Consider the following 17,090-nt stretch of genomic DNA (forward strand, 5'->3'; position numbering starts at 1 on the left):
CGGAGATGGCGTTCTTCTTCGGACTCGTCCTGTTCGCCGTGGGCATCGGCGTCTCGGTGGCCCTGCACGAAGCCGGTCACATGTGGGCCGCCCGCGCGACGGGCATGAAGGTCCGCAGGTACTACATCGGGTTCGGGCCCCGGATCCTCTCGTTCCGCCGAGGTGAGACCGAGTACGGACTCAAGGCCGTCCCGGCGGGCGGATTCTGCGACATCGCAGGGATGACCTCCTCGGATGAACTTGCGCCCGACGAGGTCGACCGCGCGATGTACAAGCAGAAGACGTGGAAGCGGGTTCTGGTGATGTCGGCGGGCATCGGGATGAATTTCGCCCTGGGTTTCGCGCTGGTCTACTCGCTGGCACTGGGTTGGGGCCTGCCCGATCGGGACACCCCCACCACCGCCTCGGTCGGTGCTCTCTCGTGTGCGGCTCCCACCCAGGCCGAGAACGGCACTCTTGCTCCGTGCACCGGTCCCGGGCCGGCGCAGCAGGCCGGCCTCGAGACCGGGGACGTGATCACCGCCGTCGACGGAACGGCCACCAGCACCAGCTCCGACGTGGTTGCCGCCCTGCAGCCGAGATCGGGAACCGTGCAGGTCACCGTGCGGCGCGGAGAATCCACCCTGACGATCCCCGTCGAGTTGGTGCAGGTGCAGCGGTACGTCAAGAACGCAGACACCGGTGCTCTGACCTCGACCACCGTGGGTGCGATCGGGATGAGCATTCGCACCGACGTCCCGCCGAACCTGCAGTACAACCCGGTGACGGCCGTCCGGGGAGCAGCCGACTACACCGGTTTCATCTTCGTCGAGACCGCCAAGGCGATCGTCAACCTGCCGGGCAAGGTGGTGGCGCTGTGGAACTCCATCACCGGCGACGCTCGCGATCCGAACACGCCGATCAGCGTCGTGGGTGCCTCGGTGATCGGCGGTCAGGCCGCCGAGCGCGGGCTGTGGGAGGTGTTCGTCGGGCTTCTCGCGAGCCTGAACTTCTTCCTCGGCGCCTTCAACATACTGCCGCTGCTCCCGCTCGACGGCGGTCACATTGCGGTGACCCTGTTCGAACGGGTGCGCGACCGGGTGCGTCGTCTGCGGGGGCTGGCACCGGGCGGGCCGGTGGACTACAAGCGCCTGATGCCCGCCACGTACGTGGTGATCGTGATCGGCGGCGCATTCATGTTGCTCACGCTCACCGCCGACATCGTCAATCCGATCCAGCTCTTCCGATAGCTAGAGTGGTCGGCAGGGCCCCGGGCAAAAAACTGAGCAGGACTACAAGTGAGAAGGACATCGTGACCAACACAGTCGGACTCGGGATGCCGGCGGCACCGGTTCCCGTCCTCGCTCCACGTCGAGCCACGCGCCAGCTGCAGGTGGGTTCGGTGGGGGTGGGCAGCGAGTCGCCGATCTCGGTGCAATCGATGTGCACCACCAAGACTCACGACATCAACTCCACGCTCCAGCAGATCGCGGAGCTCACCGCGTCGGGCTGCGACATCGTTCGGGTGGCATGTCCGCGCCAGGAGGATGCCGACGCACTGGCCACCATCGCCCGCAAATCGCAGATTCCCGTGATCGCCGACATCCACTTCCAGCCGCGCTACATCTTTGCTGCCATCGACGCCGGATGCGCCGCCGTGCGGGTCAACCCGGGCAACATCAAGGAGTTCGACGGCCGGGTTGCCGAGGTGGCCAAGGCTGCCGGTGACGCCGGTATCCCCATCCGCATCGGTGTCAACGCCGGCTCGCTCGATCCGCGCCTGATGAAGAAGTACGGCAAGGCCACCCCGGAGGCGCTCGTCGAGTCCGCACTGTGGGAGGCGAGCCTGTTCGAGGAGCACGGGTTCGGCGACATCAAGATCTCGGTCAAGCACAACGATCCGGTGATCATGGTCGAGGCCTACCGCCAGCTCGCGGCGCAGTGCGACTACCCGCTCCACCTGGGTGTGACCGAGGCCGGACCGGCATTCCAGGGCACCATCAAGTCGGCCGTCGCCTTCGGTGCGCTGCTGGCCGACGGGATCGGCGACACCATCCGCGTGTCGCTGTCGGCGCCGCCGGCCGAGGAGATCAAGGTGGGCAACCAGATCCTGCAGTCGCTCAACCTGCGTCCACGCAAGCTCGAGATCGTCTCGTGCCCGTCGTGTGGGCGCGCCCAGGTCGACGTCTACAAGCTCGCCGACGAGGTCACCGCTGGTCTCGAAGGTATGGAGATCCCGCTGCGGGTCGCCGTCATGGGTTGCGTGGTCAACGGCCCCGGTGAGGCGCGCGAGGCCGATCTCGGTGTGGCATCGGGTAACGGCAAGGGCCAGATCTTCGTCAAGGGTGAGGTGATCAAGACCGTCCCCGAGGCGCAGATCGTGGAAACTCTCATCGAGGAGGCCATGCGCATCGCCGAGGAGATGGAGGGCGAGAGCGGGTCCGGGTCGCCGGTGGTGTCCGTCGGCTGATCGCCGTCGCGGCCGGAGGGTCGGGCGCGTCGGCGGCGTCGGTCAATCGGGCCACGGGGGGACGGTGTTCGTGGCACACTCGGCGAAGCCGACGGTGAAAGGTGCTCTGGCATGCTGAAGATCCTCGGTGCCAGGCCACTGACCTCTCGTGACACCGAAGCGACCCTGCGTGCGCTTGCACGGGACCCCATCGGCTCGTGCATGGTGGCGGCGCGGGTCGAGCAGAACGGGGTCGATCCGCGCCTGATCCACGGCGAGCTGTGGAGCCGAGGCGGCCCCGAGGAGTCCCTCTGTTACGCCGGGGCGAATCTCGTTCCGCTGCGGGGTGGTGTCGACGATCTGCGGTCCTTCGCCGAGCGCGCGAGCCGTGGGCCGAGACTGTGTTCGTCGTTGGTGGGCCGCGCCGAGTACACCCTGCCGCTGTGGGAGATGCTCGAGCCACAGTGGGGGTCGCCACGCGAGTTGCGTGCCGAGCAACCTCTGCTCGCGCTCGGCGGACCCCCGGCCATCGAGGGCGATTCCGGGGTTCGTCGAGTCACCATCGAGCACCTCGACTCGTACCTGTCGGCGGCGGTCGAGATGTTCATCGAGGAGGTGGGCGTCGACCCCCGTGCCGGTGACGGTGGGCGAGCGTACCGGCGCCGCATCGCGGGCCTGATCACCGCGGGCCGCGCGTGGGCGCGGTTCGAGGAGGGTCGGGTGGTGTTCAAGGCAGAGGTCGGCTCGCTCTCGAGCACGGTCGGTCAGATCCAGGGTGTGTGGGTGCACCCGCTCTTCCGCGGTCGTGGGCACGGTGCGGCGGGAACCGCTGCGGTGGCCCAGCACGTGGTCGCGGGCGGACGGGTGGCCAGCCTGTACGTCAACAGCTTCAACACCGCTGCCCGACGGGCATACGCGCGGGTGGGCTTCGAGCGCGTCGGGACATTCACGACCGTTCTCCTCGACTGAATACCGGGTTTCACGCTGGGCCCGGCTTACCATCGAGTCCTGATGAACTACCGTCCGGCTGCTCTGATGATCGCGCTGACCCTCGTTGCGGGGACCGTGGCGTGCGCCCCGCAGTCGCAGGGGCCGGGTGAGGCCGCCGATGCGTTCCTCGCCGCTCTCGGATCGCGCGACATCGCCGCCGCCGCCGCCACGACGGACGACTCGGCTGCGGCGTCGGCGGCTCTGACGTCGGTGTTCACCGGGTTGCAGGCCGAGTCGGTCGAGGCCCGGTCGGGTGCCGTGGCGGTCGACGGCGACACCGCCACGGTCGGGTACACCTACACCTGGCACCTGCCGAAGAACCGCGTGTGGAGCTACGACGGCCAACTGCAGATGGGCCGCCGCGGTGGTCGGTGGATGGTGCGGTGGTCCCCGGCCGAGCTGCACCCGAGACTCGGGGACGGGCAGTCGATGACGCTGCGGTCGACGGCGGCGCCGCGCGCGCGGGTGAACGAGCAGTCGGGGTCGGAGGTCCTGATTCCGGGCACCGTGCACCGCGTGCGTCTCGATGTGGGTGCAGTGTCCGATCGTGTCGGTGTCGCGACCGCTCTGGCGGGGCTGCTCGCACCCGTCGATCCCACGCTTACCGCGCAGTCCATCGTGGAGTCGGCCACCGCGGCATCCGGGCCGTATCAGCTGATCACGTTGAGCGACAACGACTATCAGAGACTCTCCGCTGCGCTCACCGAGTTGCCGGGTGTCACGGTGTCGGACGAGGCGGATCTGGTGCCCTCGGACCCGAGTTTCGCGCCCGAGCTGATCGGTCAGGTCAAGAAGTCGATCATCGATCAGGTCGACGGCGCGGCCGGGTGGTCGGTGGTGGCGGTCAACTCGACCGGAAGCGACGTCGGCGTCCTCACCGAGACCGCACCCAAACCGGCTCCGTCGCTGTCGATCAGTCTCGATCGGCCGGTTCAGGTGGCCGCCCAGAACGCGGTGAACGCGCGCCCCGATCAGACGATGATGGTGGTGATCAAGCCCTCGACAGGCGACATCCTGGCCGTCGCGCAGAACGCCGCGGCCGACAGGGAGGGTCCGCTGGCCTCGACCGGACTGTATCCGCCCGGATCGACGTTCAAGATGATCACCGCCGGCGCAGCCATCTCGACCGGGCTGGCCACCCCGGACACGCCGGTCCCGTGCCCGGGTCGCATCGAGATCGGTGAGCGCAGCATCCCCAACTACAACGAGTTCGCGCTCGGCACGGTGTCGATGACCACGGCGTTCGCACGATCGTGCAACACCTCGTTCGCCAAACTCGCCAGCGAACTGCCCGCCGATGCGCTGACGGTCTCGGCGTCGAAGTTCGGGATCGGCCCCGACTACACGGTGGTGGGGCTACCCACCGAATCGGGGTCGGTTCCCCCCGCCGCCGACATGGTTCAGCGCACCGAGGACGGCTTCGGTCAGGGCAAGGTGTTGGTCTCGGCGTTCGGGATGGCGTTGGCCGCCGCGACCGTCGATCGTGGATCCACCCCTGTTCCGCGCCTGATCATCGGCGACGACACCGCGGTCACCGGCGATCACCCACCGATCGATCCGGCGATGGTCGACGGGCTGCGCTCGATGATGCGCACGGTGGTCACCAGCGGCACGGCACAACGCATCGCCGATCAGGGCGAGGTGTACGGCAAGACGGGCGAGGCCGAGGTCGAGGGCGGCTCGCACGCCTGGTTCGTCGGCTACCGCGGCGACCTCGCGTTCGCAACACTGGTCGTTCGCGGCGGCAGTTCCGACAACGCCGTCGCCGTCACGCGGGACATGATGACCGCGCTGCCCGAAGGCTACTGACGGTTAAGCTGGCCCGTATGCCAGTTCGTACCGCGCTAGCGCCTGGAACCCCGACACCGATCCGTCAGGTTCCTTCCAGCATCGAGCGACCGGAATATGCGTGGAAGCCGACGGCGAACGAAGGCAGCGAGCCGTGGGTGCAGACGCCGGAGACCATCGAGAAGATGCGTGTCGCGAGCCGGATCGCCGCCGGGGCGCTGGCGGAGGCCGGTCGAGCCGTCGCCCCCGGTGTGACCACCGACGAGCTCGACCGCATTGCGCACGAGTACATGCTCGATCACGGCGCGTACCCGTCCACCCTGGGCTACCGCGGATTCCCGAAGTCGTGCTGCACGTCGCTCAACGAGGTCATCTGCCACGGCATCCCGGATTCGACGGTGATCGAGGACGGCGACATCGTCAACATCGACGTCACGGCCTACATGGACGGTGTGCACGGTGACACCAACGCGACCTTCCTCGCCGGGAACGTCTCGGAGGAGGCGCGCCTGCTCGTCGAGCGCACTCACGAGGCCACGATGCGAGCGATCAAGGCGGTGCGGCCGGGCCGAGCGCTGAACGTGATCGGTCGGGTCATCGAGTCCTACGCCCACCGCTTCGGGTACGGGGTGGTGGAGGACTACACCGGGCACGGGATCGGCACCACCTTCCACAACGGTCTGGTGGTGCTGCACTACGACCAGCCATCGGTCGACACCGTGATCGAACCGGGTATGACCTTCACCATCGAACCGATGATCAACCTCGGTGGCATCGCGTGGGACATGTGGGACGACGGGTGGACCGTGGTGACCAGGGACCGCTCGTGGAGTGCGCAGTTCGAGCACACCCTGGTGGTCACCGACACCGGTGCCGAGATCCTGACGCTTGCCTGATCGCGCGCTCCCGGCCGACTCCTCGTGACCGCGATCCTGGTCGCCGGAACCACCTCCGACGCCGGCAAGAGCGTGGTGGTTGCGGGCATCTGCCGTTCGCTCGCCCGACGCGGGGTGTCGGTGGCGCCGTTCAAGGCGCAGAACATGTCCAACAATTCGGTGGTCACCCTCGACGGCGGCGAGATCGGCCGTGCTCAGGCCATGCAGGCGCAGGCGTGCGGGCTCGATCCGAGCGTCCGCTTCAATCCGGTGTTGCTCAAGCCCGGCAGTGATCGACGCTCGCAGCTGGTGGTTCGCGGGCGTGCGGTCACCGACGTGGGCGCGCTGGACTACGTCACCCACCGTGAGCAGTTGCGTGCGGTGGTGGCGGAGGATCTCGCGGCGCTACGGGCGGAGTTCGATGTGGTGATCTGTGAAGGTGCCGGCTCACCCGCCGAGATCAATCTGCGGGCAACCGATCTCGCGAACATGGGGCTCGCACGGGCGGCGGATCTTCCCGTGGTGGTGGTCGGCGACATCGACCGCGGGGGAGTGCTGGCTCACTTCTTCGGCACCGTCGCGGTACTCGAGCCGGCCGACCAGCGACTGGTGGCGGGCTTCGTGGTCAACAAGTTTCGCGGTGATCCCGCTCTGCTCGAGCCGGGTCTGGAGATGGTTCGCGAGCTCACCGGTCGACCCACGTACGGTGTGATCCCGTTCTCGCCCGACCTGTGGCTCGATGCGGAGGACTCGCTCTCGACCGTCTCCGATGCACCCGTGGGTCGCCAGGCCCCTCCGCTCGGGGATCAGTGGTTGCGGGTGGCCGCGGTGCGGTTGCCGCGCGTGTCGAACTCCACGGACGTCGAGGCTCTCGCCTGTGAGCCCGGCGTGTCGGTGGTGTGGTCGAGCGAGCCCTCGCGGCTGGTGGATGCGGACCTGGTGGTGGTCCCGGGCTCCAAGGCCACCGTGAGCGACCTGATGTGGTTGCGACGCAATGGGATCGGGGACGCTCTGGTGGAGCGCGCCGCTCGGGGCCGGCCGATCCTGGGCATCTGCGGCGGGTACCAGATGCTCGGGCGGCGCATCACTGACGCCGTCGAGTCCGGTCGCGGCACGGTGGAAGGGCTGGGTCTGCTCGATCTCGACGTCGAGTTCGATCCGGTCAAGACGTTGGCTCACTCGTCCGGTATTGCGTGGGGACACCCGGTGCGCGGCTACGAGATTCACCACGGTCGAGTGGCGCGGTCGGGCGACGACGGGTTGATCGAGGCGGACGGCGGTGCTGCCGAGGGCAGCGTGCGTGGCGCGGTGTTCGGTACTCATTGGCACGGTCTGCTCGAGTCCGACGACTTTCGTCGTGAGTTCCTCACCCGCGTCGCCCGCCGCGCCGGACGGGTCGGTTTCGTCGCGGCCGAGGAGACCGACGTGGCGGCGGTGCGCACCGCGCAATTGGACCTGCTCGCGGACCTGGTCGACACTCACCTCGACCTCGACGGCATGCTCGACACGGCGCGGCGTCCGCGGGAGCACCCGGTGATCCACAGCCGTCTGGGGAGCTGAGCGGCCAATCTGCGCGCGCGAGCATTCGGCGTCACAGGGTGATGCGGCGCAGGATCGTCCATCCGATTCCGCTGATCACGGAGCAGACGGCAAGTGGCAGCACGATCATCGTCACCGAGCGGGGGGCGTCGACGAGGAAATCGATGATCGCGGTTCCCCATTGTTGCCAGGTGATGAGCACGGCTACGGTCCCGGCGATGGCGGTGACCACGATGCCCGCCATGAGAATGCCGATCCGTCCCCACCGCAGGACGATGGTGCCGGCGAGCATGCCTGCGGCGTACACGATCAGCAGGCTCACGGCCAGGGCGCCGACCGTGAGCACGCGATTGTCGGTGAGGGGCTCGAGGATGCCGAACATCCTCATTCGCACTCCGAAGCCGTTGGTGGCCGACTCGAGCAGCGACAGCCCTTCGAGCGCGACTCCGAAGACGACGGCCTGGATGATCGCCAACAGTGTGGTGGCGCTGTAGAACTCGCGGCGCGTCACACCGAGTCCGAGCGTGAACGGGAACGTCGAGGTCATCGCCTGGACGTAGAAGATCATGCCGGCGATGGGCAGCGCTGCCAGTGCGCCGGTGGTGTTCTGACTGTCGGGGATGTACGGCACGAATGCGAAGATTGCGACGTTGATCGCCCACGCGAGGGTCAGAACCGCGATGGGTGTCGCGGCGATCGGCCAGGACGCCACATGAGTCCGCAGGACCGCGGCCAGTCGCGGCAGTGTCGGTGTGGTCGGGCTCGGTGTGGTCGGACTCGGTGTGGTCGGACGGGGTGTGGCGGTCTGCGGTGTCCGGTGGGTCGGGTGCAGTGTCGCGGCGTTCATGCTGGTGTGTCCTCTCGGGTTCCGGTGGCGGTCAGGGCGACGACGAGGTCTTGCAGGCTCACGGCGTCGAGAACGAGGCCCGCGGTGCGGGCACGCTCGCGTTCGGAGTCGTCGAGGGTGCAGGCGATGGTCACTCTCCGCAGATTCCCCAGGGTGGACGTTCGGAGAACCGGCCTGTCGCCGACGAACTCGGCAACCGCCTCTGCGCGACCACTGATCTCGGTGGCAGTTCCTCGCAGTTCCTCGGCGTCCCGCTCGAGCACCACCGTGCCGTGGTCGAGAACGACCACGCGGTCGAGCATGCTGCTCACCTCGTCGATGAGGTGCGTCGAGAGAACGATGGTGCGCGGTGACTCGGCGAAGTCAGCCAGGAGGTGGTCGTAGAACAGTGCCCGCGCAGCTGCGTCGAGGCCCAGATACGGTTCGTCGAAGAAGGTGAGCGGTGCCCGCGATGCGAGCCCGATCACGATTCCGAGAGCCGAGGTCATTCCTCGGGAGAGCTTCTTGACCTTGCGTGCCGGCGGAAGCCGGAAGTCGTCCATCAGCCCTTCGGCGTAGTCACCGTCCCAGCCCGGGAGAAGGTGGGATGCGGCCGCGAGTGCGTGCCGTACTCGATAATCTTCCGGGTATCTCTGACTTTCCCTGATGAAGCATGTGCCCGCGAGGGCCCGTCGATTCTCCCAGGGATCCTCTCCGAACACCTCGACCGTTCCGGAAGTGGCACGGCTCTGGCCGGTCAGCAGTCCCATCGTGGTGGTCTTTCCGACGCCATTGCGGCCGAGGAGCCCGTGGATTCGGTTCTCGGTGATCGAGAACGTGACGTCGTCGAGAACCCGGGTTCGTCCGAAGCTCTTGCTCACCCCGGTCATCGAAGCCACGACGGCGTCGGCAGGTGTGGCGCTGTCGAGTGTGGCGGGCGTGTGGTGCACGGTCATCGTTCCTCCTGGGTTCGAATCATCTTCTCGATGTCGTCGATCGAAATGCCGAGGTTGCGAGCCTCGGTGATGAGTGGGGCGACGAATTGCTCGGCGAATCGCTTGCGTCGTCGATCCAGTAGCTCCTCGCGAGATCCCGTGGCCACGAACATCCCGATTCCGCGCCTCTTGTAGACGATTCCGTCGTCGACAAGCTTGTTCAGACCTTTGCCGGCGGTTGCGGGGTTGATGCGGTGGAAGGCCGCGAGTTCGTTCGTCGATGGCACGCGTGCCTCCTCGGGCAGGGTGCCGTCGAGAATCTGCTCTTCGAGCATGTCGGCGATCTGCACGAAGATCGGCCTGTCGTCGTCCACGAATACCTCGTTCAGGTTCCCTAGTTAAGGGGTTAGTTAGTGATGTAGTGAACCATAGAAGGTGTTCGCCGCCACCGCAAGCCTCGACGGCGCCCGCGATGGGCGGTCTCGGCGGAACCCGCCGATTCGCGTAGTCTTCGAGGTCATGCAGACGCGCACGGTCGAGACCGAGAGCGGTTCCCACGACATTCGCGTGGGCGGGCCCGAGGGAGGCGATGCGGTTCTCGTAATCCCCGATGCGGCAGACGATGTCGCGGTGTGGGACGCGATCGCCGAGCGCCTGCACACCTCGGATCTGCGGACCGTGGTGCTCGGCGCCGAGATCGATTCGACGGCGGAGGTGATCGCCGTGCTCGATGCCGTGTCGATCGGCTGGGCCAACGTCGTGTGCCATCGCTCGGGTGGGCCGCTCGGCTACACGCTCGCCGCGCGGGCGCCCGGGCGTGTGGTCAGCCTCGTCGCGATCGATGCTGCGCATCCGTCCGCAGCGCCGCAGTCGCCAGCTGCGGTGTGCCCGCCCGTGGAGGTGCGCACCACCCTGGTTGCGTCAGATCCGGGCATCGCCGACGCAGTGCGGGCGAGCACCCGGTACGTCTACGGCGACGTACGCGTGGCCGAGTTCTCGCCCGGCGAGAGCGGTAGCGCACCGACCGATTCGGCGTCCGCGGTTGCCACCGAGATCGTGATGCGCACCAGCGCCTGGTGACTCAGAGCGCGAAATCGAGCCCCAGCAGCGCGTTCTCGACAACCTCGGGTAGACCCGGATGGATCCAGTACTGGCCGTGCGCGATCTCCGATGCCCTCTGACCGAAGCTCATCGCCTGGATCAGGGGCTGGATCACCGTGGTGGCCTGCGCGCCGATCACGTGCGCGCCCAGGAGGAGGCCGGTGGCACGGTCGGCGATCACCTTGCAGAAGCCCTCGGTGTCCTCCATGGCCCACCCGTACGCGACGTCGGAGTAGTTCTGCACCTTGACCGTCACATCCGCCCCGGTCGCCCGCGCCTGCGCCTCGGTCAACCCCACCGATGCGATCTGCGGTGAGCTGAACACCCCTGCCGGAACGTAGCGGTGGTCGTTGGCCCGCAGGGCGGAGGTGTCCGCGTCGGCCGACCAGCTGTCACGGAGCAGGTTGTGCTTGATCACCCGTGCCTCGGCGTTCGCGACGTGCTTGAGCATGTACGGCGAGCTGACGTCGCCGAGCGCGAACACCCCGTTCGCGGTGGTGCGACCGAACTCGTCGACCACGATCCGGCCGTCCTCGCCCACCTCGATTCCCGCTGCGGCGCAGTCGAGTTCGTCCGAGTTGGGGATGCGCCCGGTGGCGACCAGCAACGCATCGCCGGACAGCTGCGATCCGTCGGTGAGGGTGAGGCGGACCCCGCCGCCGTCGGTGGCCTCGGCTGCGGTGACACCGATTTCCGTGCGTACGTCCCACTTGGATGTGGCGAGTTCGGTGAAGCGGGCCGAAACCTCGTCGTCGAGGTGCCTGAGGAACCGGCTTCCACGCAGCAGAACCGTCACCCGCACGCCCAGGGCGGAGAACACGTGCGCGAATTCGCTTGCAATGAAACCTGATCCGAGCACGATCAGGTGTTCCGGCAATTCCGGCAGCCGCATCACGTCCTCGTTGGTGTGGAACGGGACCCCGCTGTCGGCGATCGTCGCCGGGATGGTCGGCCGCGACCCCGTGGCCACCACGATCTGATCGGCGGTGATCTGCACCCCGGTGCCGGTGTCGAGGGTGCGCGGACCCACGAAGCGGGCGGCGCCGGTGAACAGCGTGACGTTGGGGGATCCGCTGCGCCGGTAGCGAAGTCCATTCTCGGCGATGGGATCGATGCGCCCGAATACACGGTCGACGATGTCGCGCCACCGGACGCCGTCGATATGGGAGTCGACGCCGTAGCGCGCCGAGTCCGTGATCACCTCGGCCACCTCGGAGGCGTAGACGAACATCTTCGTCGGGATGCACCCGACGTTGATGCAGGTTCCGCCGAAGGTGGACTTCTCGAGGATCGCCACCTTCTTGTCCGCGAACGAGGCGTCGATGATCGTGTTGCCCGAACCCGTTCCGATCACGGCGATATCGAAATGCTCTGTCGCGCTGGTGCTCATGACCGGGTGGATCCTTCGGGATTGCGCCCACGAGATGCGGCGGTGGTGGATTCGAGCCAGGTCATCCAGGTGCCCAACTCCTCGAAGGCCCTGGCGAGGGGCTCGTCCTCGGAGAGGAAAACGTCGTGACGGGCACCGTCGACGGGAACGATGGTGGTGCGGTCGCCCAGACACCCCGACCAGCGGGCGATCTGCGCGACGTCGAGAACCGCGTCGGCCGTGTCGACCGCGGGGGTGTACTGCGATGCGAACTTCGATCTGCGAGAACGCAGCACCAGTGAGGGGACCCCGATGTCGAGTCCGCGGTGCAGAACCGCATGTGCGTCGCGCACCGCGCGCAGCCAACCGAACCGAATGGGGAAGCCCGTCACCGGCTTCCAGTCGGTGTTGTACTCCCACCTGCCGTACGCGGTCGCGCTGATGCTCGAGCCGTAGGTGTCGATGCCCGTTCCCGGGACCACAGTGGTGGGGGAGATGGCGCCGACCATCGAGATGGCGGTGGTTCCCGGTCCGCGCACGATGGCGGGACCTTGCAGGTCGAACCACGGGCTGTTGAGAATCACGCCGCGGACATCGCTGTCGACGCGGCCGTCCACACGCCGGCGATCGAGCCACAGCGGAACGATCAGCCCGCCGGTGGAATGAGCCATCAGGATCACCCGCTCGTCGACACCGTCGGGGTCCGCCTGATCGGCGGGTACGGCGTCGTCGGCGATGATCTCGAGCGCCAGTTCGAGTTCTTCGTCGTACACCGCGAGGTCGGTGGTGTAGTGCGGAAGCTGCCCATCCCTGAGTGAGCGGCCACATTTGCGCAGGTCGAGAGCGTAGAAGCGGTAACCGCGGGCAGCGAACCAGTCGGCGACGTGCGTCTGGAAGAAGTAGTCGGTGAACCCGTGGACATAGAGCACCACCCCGCGAATGGGCGTCGGTCGCGTGTTCGGTGTGTGTCTGACCAGGGTGGCGAGCACCTCACCGGGTCCATCGGGGTCATCTCCGAGCGGTATCGTCGTGCTCTCGTAGCCGTCGCCGAGTACGTCGGGTGCCCATGTAGTCACGCTCACAGCCTAATGGGAGTACGCGGCCGGTCGCGAAGGGCACAATTGGACACACCACCGTGTCAGGCACCACCAGATCGTCAGGCACCACGAGAATCAGAGCACCCCAGGACGAAGGAAGTCGATACAGCAGTGGCCGATCACGACGCGACACCCCAGAACTCCGCTCCCGCCTCCACCGACGTGGTGCTCGTGGGTGCCGGCATCATGAGCGCGACGCTCGCCACGCTGCTGCGTCAGGTCGAGCCCACGTGGTCGATCACCGTCTTCGAGCGCCTCGACGCAGCCGCAGCGGAGAGCAGCGACCCGTGGAACAACGCGGGTACCGGACACTCGGCCCTGTGCGAGCTCAACTACACGCCGCAGAACAAGGACGGCTCGGTCGACATCACCAAGGCCCTGAGCGTCAACGAACAGTTCCAGGTCTCACGTCAGTTCTGGGCGTACGCGCTCGAGCACGACATACTCGCCGAGCCGTCGACGTTCATCAACCCGATTCCGCACGTGAGCTTCGTGCACGGCGCCGACAACGTGAAGTACCTGCGGGCCCGGTACGAGGCCCTCGCCGGCAACCCGCTGTTCCCCGACCTCGAGTACATCGACGACGAGGACGAGTTCGCCCGCCGCCTCCCGCTGATGGCTCAGGGGCGCGATTTCTCCGACCCCATTGCCCTGAACTGGTCCGAGGGCGGCACCGACGTGGACTTCGGGTCGCTGACCAAGCAGCTGATCAACTACACCGCCTCGGCCGGGGGCACCGTGCACTTCGGCCACGAGGTGCGCGATATCGACAAGCAGTCCAACGGTTCGTGGAACGTCGACGTGCTCAACCGCCGAACCGGCGAGCGACGCAAGGTCAACGCCAAGTTCGTGTTCGTCGGCGCCGGCGGCGGTGCGCTGCACCTGCTGCAGGCTGCAGGCATCAAGGAGGCCAAGGGGTTCGGTGGATTCCCGGTCAGCGGCGAATGGCTGCGGTGCACCAACCCGGACCTGATCGGCCAGCATCGCGCCAAGGTCTACGGCAAGGCATCCGTGGGCGCCCCGCCGATGTCGGTTCCGCACCTGGACACCCGGGTGATCGGCGGCAAGCCGGGCCTGCTGTTCGGGCCCTACGCCGGATGGTCCCCGAAGTTCCTCAAGCAGGGCAAGGCCACCGACCTCATCTCTTCGGTACGGCCGGGGAACCTCCTGCCCATGCTCAACGTCGGTGTCAGCGAGCTGTCCCTGGTCAAGTACCTCGTGGGGGAGTTGGCGCAGTCGCCGGCCGCTCGCGTGCGCACGCTGCAGGAGTTCATGCCGACGGCCAAGGCGGAGGACTTCGAGTTCGTCACGGCGGGCCAGCGTGTTCAGGTGATCCGCCCGCAGGGCGCCGGTGGGGTGCTCGAGTTCGGAACCGCCGTCATCAGCGCGGCCGACGGCACCATGGCGGGGCTGCTCGGTGCCTCGCCCGGAGCGTCGACCGCCGTGCCCGCGATGCTCGACGTGATGCGCAAATGCTTCCCCGAGCAGTACGTCTCGTGGGAACCGAAGATCCGCGACATGGTCCCCTCACTCGGGCTCAAGCTCGCGGAGAACCCCGGCCTGTTCAGTGAGATCTGGTCGCGCACAACGGCGACCCTGCGTCTGGGTCGCGGTCGGCAACTCGCACGCACCGCCGGTGTGTGATAGCAACACCCCATGACCACCGCGACGGCAAGCCTCAAGAGATCCTGGGCTCTGGATCTGTCGAACAAGATGCTCTACGAGCTCCTCAAGCTGCGGGTCGAGGTGTTCGTCGTCGAACAGGCATGCGCCTATCCGGAGCTCGACGGTAAGGACCTGCTGTCGGACACCCGCCACTTCTGGCTCGAGCGTGACGGCGAAGTGGTGTGCACCCTGCGACTGCTCGAGGAGCACGACAACGGCGAGAAGTCCTTCCGGATAGGGCGCCTGTGCACCCAGCGCTCCGCGCGAGGTCAGGGACACACCACCCGGCTCCTGCGCGCTGCCCTCGCCGAGACCGGCTCGGCGCCGTGCCGCATCAACGCTCAGAGCTACCTCGTGGACATGTACGCCAAGCACGGCTTCTCCAAGGACGGCGACGAGGTTCTCGAGGACGGAATTCCGCACACGCCCATGCGCCGCGGTGGCGGCAGCCAGTGGCAGGCGAGCTGACCACCGCGTGGAGTGAGGACCCGGCGCCGCCCGGCTACCCGTTCTCCGCGATAGTCGGCCAGGACCGGCTGCGTCTGGCGCTGACCCTGTGCGCCGTTCACCCCGCGATCGGTGGGGTGTTGGTGCGCGGCGAGAAGGGCACCGCGAAGTCGACCGTGGTGCGCGCACTCGCGGCACTTCTTCCTCCGATACCCGTGCCGCCGGGCACCGACACCGAGCCCCGCCCGGCCCGACTGGTGGAACTTCCGGTCGGCGCCACCGAGGATCGCGTGGTCGGTTCCGTCGATGTCCAGCGCATCCTTCGCGACGGCGAACATGCGTTCTCGCCCGGATTGCTCGCCGCCGCACACAACGGGATCCTCTACGTCGACGAGGTGAACCTGCTGCACGATCACCTCGTCGACCTGCTTCTCGACGCCGCCGCGATGGGGCGCGTGCACGTCGAGCGCGACGCGATCTCGCACTCCTATCCCTCCCGATTCGTGTTGGTGGGCACCATGAATCCGGAGGAGGGTGAACTGCGCCCGCAGCTGCTGGACCGCTTCGGATTGGCGGTGGACGTCGCAGCCTCGCGCGAGGTGGACACACGTGTGGAGGTGATTCGTCGGCGTCTTGCCTACGAGCACGACCCGCATGCATTCGCCGCGACGTACGCCGCGGCGGACGCCGCTGTCGCCGACGCCATCGCCGCGGCCCGCGCTCGCGTGTCCGCCACCGAACTCCCGGACACCGAACTGCGCCGGATCGCGGCGCTGTGCGCGGCGTTCGACGTCGACGGGATGCGCGCCGACCTCGTCGTCGCCCGCACGGCGGTTGCCCACGCTGCGTGGCGGGGTGCCACCTCGGTGGCCGAGCAGGACGTGCGGGTCGCCGCCGAACTGGCCCTGCCGCACCGGCGTCGACGCGACCCGTTCGATGCACCTGGTGTCGACGAGTCCGAGATGGACGAGAAGATGCGCGAGGCCGCCGCCGAGGCCGAGCCGGACCTCGATCCCGATCCACCTCCCGGCGGTCACGGTTCCGGTCCCGACGACGGCGCCCCGGAGCAGTCTGCATCTGCCCAGAACCCACCCGCGCCGTCCGCACCCGAGCGGACGCCGGTGGGGAGCGGAGCTGCGGGCGACTCCTCCATCGGGGCACCCACGCCACGCTTCGCGACGCGGCTGCTGGAGGTTCCCGGTGTCGGGGAGGGGGCACCGGGTCGCCGGTCCCGCTCGCGCACCGCCGCGGGGCGGTCGGTCCGCCCCACCTCCTACACCGGATCCGCGGTGCACCTGGTGGGGTCGGTCCTTGCGGCCATGGAGCGGACCGGCGGGGAGCGGACCGGCGTGGAGCGGACCGGCGTGGAGCGGACCGGCGGGGAGCGGACAGGCGTAGAACGCGCAGGGTCCGGGGTCCGCATCATCGGTGCGGATCTGCGGGGAACTGTCCGTGAAGGGCGCGAGGGCAACCTCGTCGTGTTCGTGGTCGACACCTCGGGATCCATGGCTGCGCGCGATCGGCTGTCGGCCGTGACGGGGGCGATCGTGTCGTTGCTGCGCGATGCGTATCAGCGCCGGGACAAGGTTGCCGTCATCACCATGCGCGGATCGACAGCCGAGGTCGTTCTGCCGCCCACCTCGTCCGTCGACATCGCCGTCGCGCGGCTGCGCGATCTGCGCACCGGAGGGCGAACCCCGCTGGCGGCGGGTCTGTTGCGTACCCGGGAGTTGGTTCTGCGCGAACGCGCTCGTGACGGACGGCGGCGCCCCCTGGTGGTCCTGCTCACCGATGGACGGGCGAACGGTGGCCCTGATCCCGTGGGGCGCGCGAGGACGGCCGCGGCCCGCCTGGCAGCCGAGTCGGTGGCCTGTGTGGTGGTGGACTGCGAGGCCGGTATGGTCCGCCTGGGGTTGGCCCGCGAGATCGCGCTCGTTCTCGGGGCTGAGCACATCAGTCTTCCGGAGCTGTCGTCCCATCGTGTCGCAGGCATCGTCCGCGCCGCGGCCTGACCGCCAGAGTCGACCGTC

Annotated in this window: 15 protein-coding genes; 10 read left to right on the top strand and 5 right to left on the bottom strand. The window is 67.8% G+C overall.

Annotated features, from left to right (window positions below; genetic code table 11):
- Positions 1-5: 5 nt before the first annotated feature.
- From ACY48E_RS11985 to ACY48E_RS12010, 6 genes are all read left to right on the top strand, one after another.
- Positions 6-1,229: a M50 family metallopeptidase gene (locus ACY48E_RS11985; RefSeq protein WP_462872401.1), complete on the top strand. Its 1,224-nt coding sequence runs from the start codon at positions 6-8 to the stop codon at positions 1,227-1,229.
- A 62-nt stretch (positions 1,230-1,291) separates the two neighbouring features.
- The gene (gene ispG, locus ACY48E_RS11990) at positions 1,292-2,449 is read left to right on the top strand and encodes a flavodoxin-dependent (E)-4-hydroxy-3-methylbut-2-enyl-diphosphate synthase (protein ID WP_462872402.1); all 1,158 of its coding nucleotides are present in this window, start codon (positions 1,292-1,294) and stop codon (positions 2,447-2,449) included.
- A gap of 111 nt (positions 2,450-2,560) precedes the next feature.
- The gene (locus tag ACY48E_RS11995; RefSeq protein WP_462872403.1) at positions 2,561-3,397 is read left to right on the top strand and encodes a GNAT family N-acetyltransferase; all 837 of its coding nucleotides are present in this window, start codon (positions 2,561-2,563) and stop codon (positions 3,395-3,397) included.
- Positions 3,398-3,439: 42 nt separating this feature from the next.
- Positions 3,440-5,227: a penicillin-binding transpeptidase domain-containing protein gene (locus tag ACY48E_RS12000; protein ID WP_462872405.1), complete on the top strand. Its 1,788-nt coding sequence runs from the start codon at positions 3,440-3,442 to the stop codon at positions 5,225-5,227.
- 17 nt (positions 5,228-5,244) lie between these two features.
- Positions 5,245-6,102, top strand: coding sequence for a type I methionyl aminopeptidase (map, locus tag ACY48E_RS12005; RefSeq protein WP_462872406.1), 858 nt, complete (start codon positions 5,245-5,247; stop codon positions 6,100-6,102).
- Between the two features lie 24 nt (positions 6,103-6,126).
- Complete coding sequence (locus ACY48E_RS12010) at positions 6,127-7,641, top strand: cobyric acid synthase (RefSeq protein ID WP_462872407.1); 1,515 nt, start codon at positions 6,127-6,129, stop codon at positions 7,639-7,641.
- A gap of 31 nt (positions 7,642-7,672) precedes the next feature.
- Here ACY48E_RS12010 and ACY48E_RS12015 read toward each other — a convergent pair whose 3' ends face one another.
- Genes ACY48E_RS12015 through ACY48E_RS12025 form a run of 3 tightly spaced genes read right to left on the bottom strand, consistent with a single transcriptional unit; the run spans position 7,673 to position 9,716 of the window.
- The gene (locus tag ACY48E_RS12015) at positions 7,673-8,467 is read right to left on the bottom strand and encodes an ABC transporter permease (protein WP_462872408.1); all 795 of its coding nucleotides are present in this window, start codon (positions 8,465-8,467) and stop codon (positions 7,673-7,675) included.
- A complete protein-coding gene (locus ACY48E_RS12020; protein WP_462872409.1) occupies positions 8,464-9,402 on the bottom strand; it encodes an ABC transporter ATP-binding protein in 939 nt (312 codons plus the stop codon). Before ACY48E_RS12020 ends, ACY48E_RS12015 begins: the two co-directional genes overlap by 4 nt.
- A complete protein-coding gene (locus ACY48E_RS12025) occupies positions 9,399-9,716 on the bottom strand; it encodes a GntR family transcriptional regulator (protein ID WP_462872476.1) in 318 nt (105 codons plus the stop codon). Before ACY48E_RS12025 ends, ACY48E_RS12020 begins: the two co-directional genes overlap by 4 nt.
- A 184-nt stretch (positions 9,717-9,900) precedes the next feature.
- Here ACY48E_RS12025 and ACY48E_RS12030 point away from each other — a divergent pair, with 184 nt between their 5' ends.
- Positions 9,901-10,461 carry an alpha/beta fold hydrolase gene (locus ACY48E_RS12030; RefSeq protein ID WP_462872411.1) on the top strand — a complete coding sequence of 187 codons (561 nt, stop codon included), beginning with the start codon at positions 9,901-9,903 and terminating at the stop codon, positions 10,459-10,461.
- 1 nt (position 10,462) lies between these two features.
- Here the strand turns inward: ACY48E_RS12030 and mtr are convergent, their stop codons facing one another.
- Positions 10,463-11,872, bottom strand: a complete 1,410-nt coding sequence (gene mtr / locus ACY48E_RS12035; protein ID WP_462872412.1) for a mycothione reductase — start codon at positions 11,870-11,872, stop codon at positions 10,463-10,465.
- Entirely contained in the window at positions 11,869-12,927 is a 1,059-nt protein-coding gene (locus tag ACY48E_RS12040) for an alpha/beta hydrolase (protein WP_462872414.1), read from the bottom strand. Before ACY48E_RS12040 ends, mtr begins: the two co-directional genes overlap by 4 nt.
- A gap of 207 nt (positions 12,928-13,134) precedes the next feature.
- Between ACY48E_RS12040 and mqo the strand changes: the two genes are divergently transcribed.
- From mqo to ACY48E_RS12055, 3 genes are read left to right on the top strand one after another with little or no spacing between them, the layout of a single operon-like run.
- Positions 13,135-14,592, top strand: a complete 1,458-nt coding sequence (gene mqo, locus ACY48E_RS12045; protein WP_462872477.1) for a malate dehydrogenase (quinone) — start codon at positions 13,135-13,137, stop codon at positions 14,590-14,592.
- Positions 14,593-14,604: 12 nt separating this feature from the next.
- A complete protein-coding gene (locus tag ACY48E_RS12050; RefSeq protein WP_462872415.1) occupies positions 14,605-15,081 on the top strand; it encodes a GNAT family N-acetyltransferase in 477 nt (158 codons plus the stop codon).
- Positions 15,066-17,072 (top strand): VWA domain-containing protein, encoded by a 2,007-nt coding sequence (locus ACY48E_RS12055; protein ID WP_462872417.1) that lies wholly within the window; start codon positions 15,066-15,068, stop codon positions 17,070-17,072. Before ACY48E_RS12050 ends, ACY48E_RS12055 begins: the two co-directional genes overlap by 16 nt.
- Positions 17,073-17,090 lie beyond the last annotated feature (18 nt).

The organism is Rhodococcus sp. AZ1, assembly GCF_054979605.1.

What these genes read in the sequence shown, in the direction of transcription:
- mtr (WP_462872412.1), bottom strand. Translation starts at nt 11,872, where the DNA reads ATGAGCACCAGCGCGACAGAGCATTTCGATATCGCCGTGATCGGAACG.
- ACY48E_RS12030 (WP_462872411.1), top strand. Translation starts at nt 9,901, where the DNA reads ATGCAGACGCGCACGGTCGAGACCGAGAGCGGTTCCCACGACATTCGC.
- ACY48E_RS12015 (WP_462872408.1), bottom strand. Translation starts at nt 8,467, where the DNA reads ATGAACGCCGCGACACTGCACCCGACCCACCGGACACCGCAGACCGCC.
- ACY48E_RS12000 (WP_462872405.1), top strand. Translation starts at nt 3,440, where the DNA reads ATGAACTACCGTCCGGCTGCTCTGATGATCGCGCTGACCCTCGTTGCG.
- ACY48E_RS12025 (WP_462872476.1), bottom strand. Translation starts at nt 9,716, where the DNA reads ATGCTCGAAGAGCAGATTCTCGACGGCACCCTGCCCGAGGAGGCACGC.
- ACY48E_RS11985 (WP_462872401.1), top strand. Translation starts at nt 6, where the DNA reads ATGGCGTTCTTCTTCGGACTCGTCCTGTTCGCCGTGGGCATCGGCGTC.
- map (WP_462872406.1), top strand. Translation starts at nt 5,245, where the DNA reads ATGCCAGTTCGTACCGCGCTAGCGCCTGGAACCCCGACACCGATCCGT.
- ACY48E_RS12050 (WP_462872415.1), top strand. Translation starts at nt 14,605, where the DNA reads ATGACCACCGCGACGGCAAGCCTCAAGAGATCCTGGGCTCTGGATCTG.
- ACY48E_RS12020 (WP_462872409.1), bottom strand. Translation starts at nt 9,402, where the DNA reads ATGACCGTGCACCACACGCCCGCCACACTCGACAGCGCCACACCTGCC.
- ACY48E_RS11995 (WP_462872403.1), top strand. Translation starts at nt 2,561, where the DNA reads ATGCTGAAGATCCTCGGTGCCAGGCCACTGACCTCTCGTGACACCGAA.
- mqo (WP_462872477.1), top strand. Translation starts at nt 13,135, where the DNA reads ATGAGCGCGACGCTCGCCACGCTGCTGCGTCAGGTCGAGCCCACGTGG.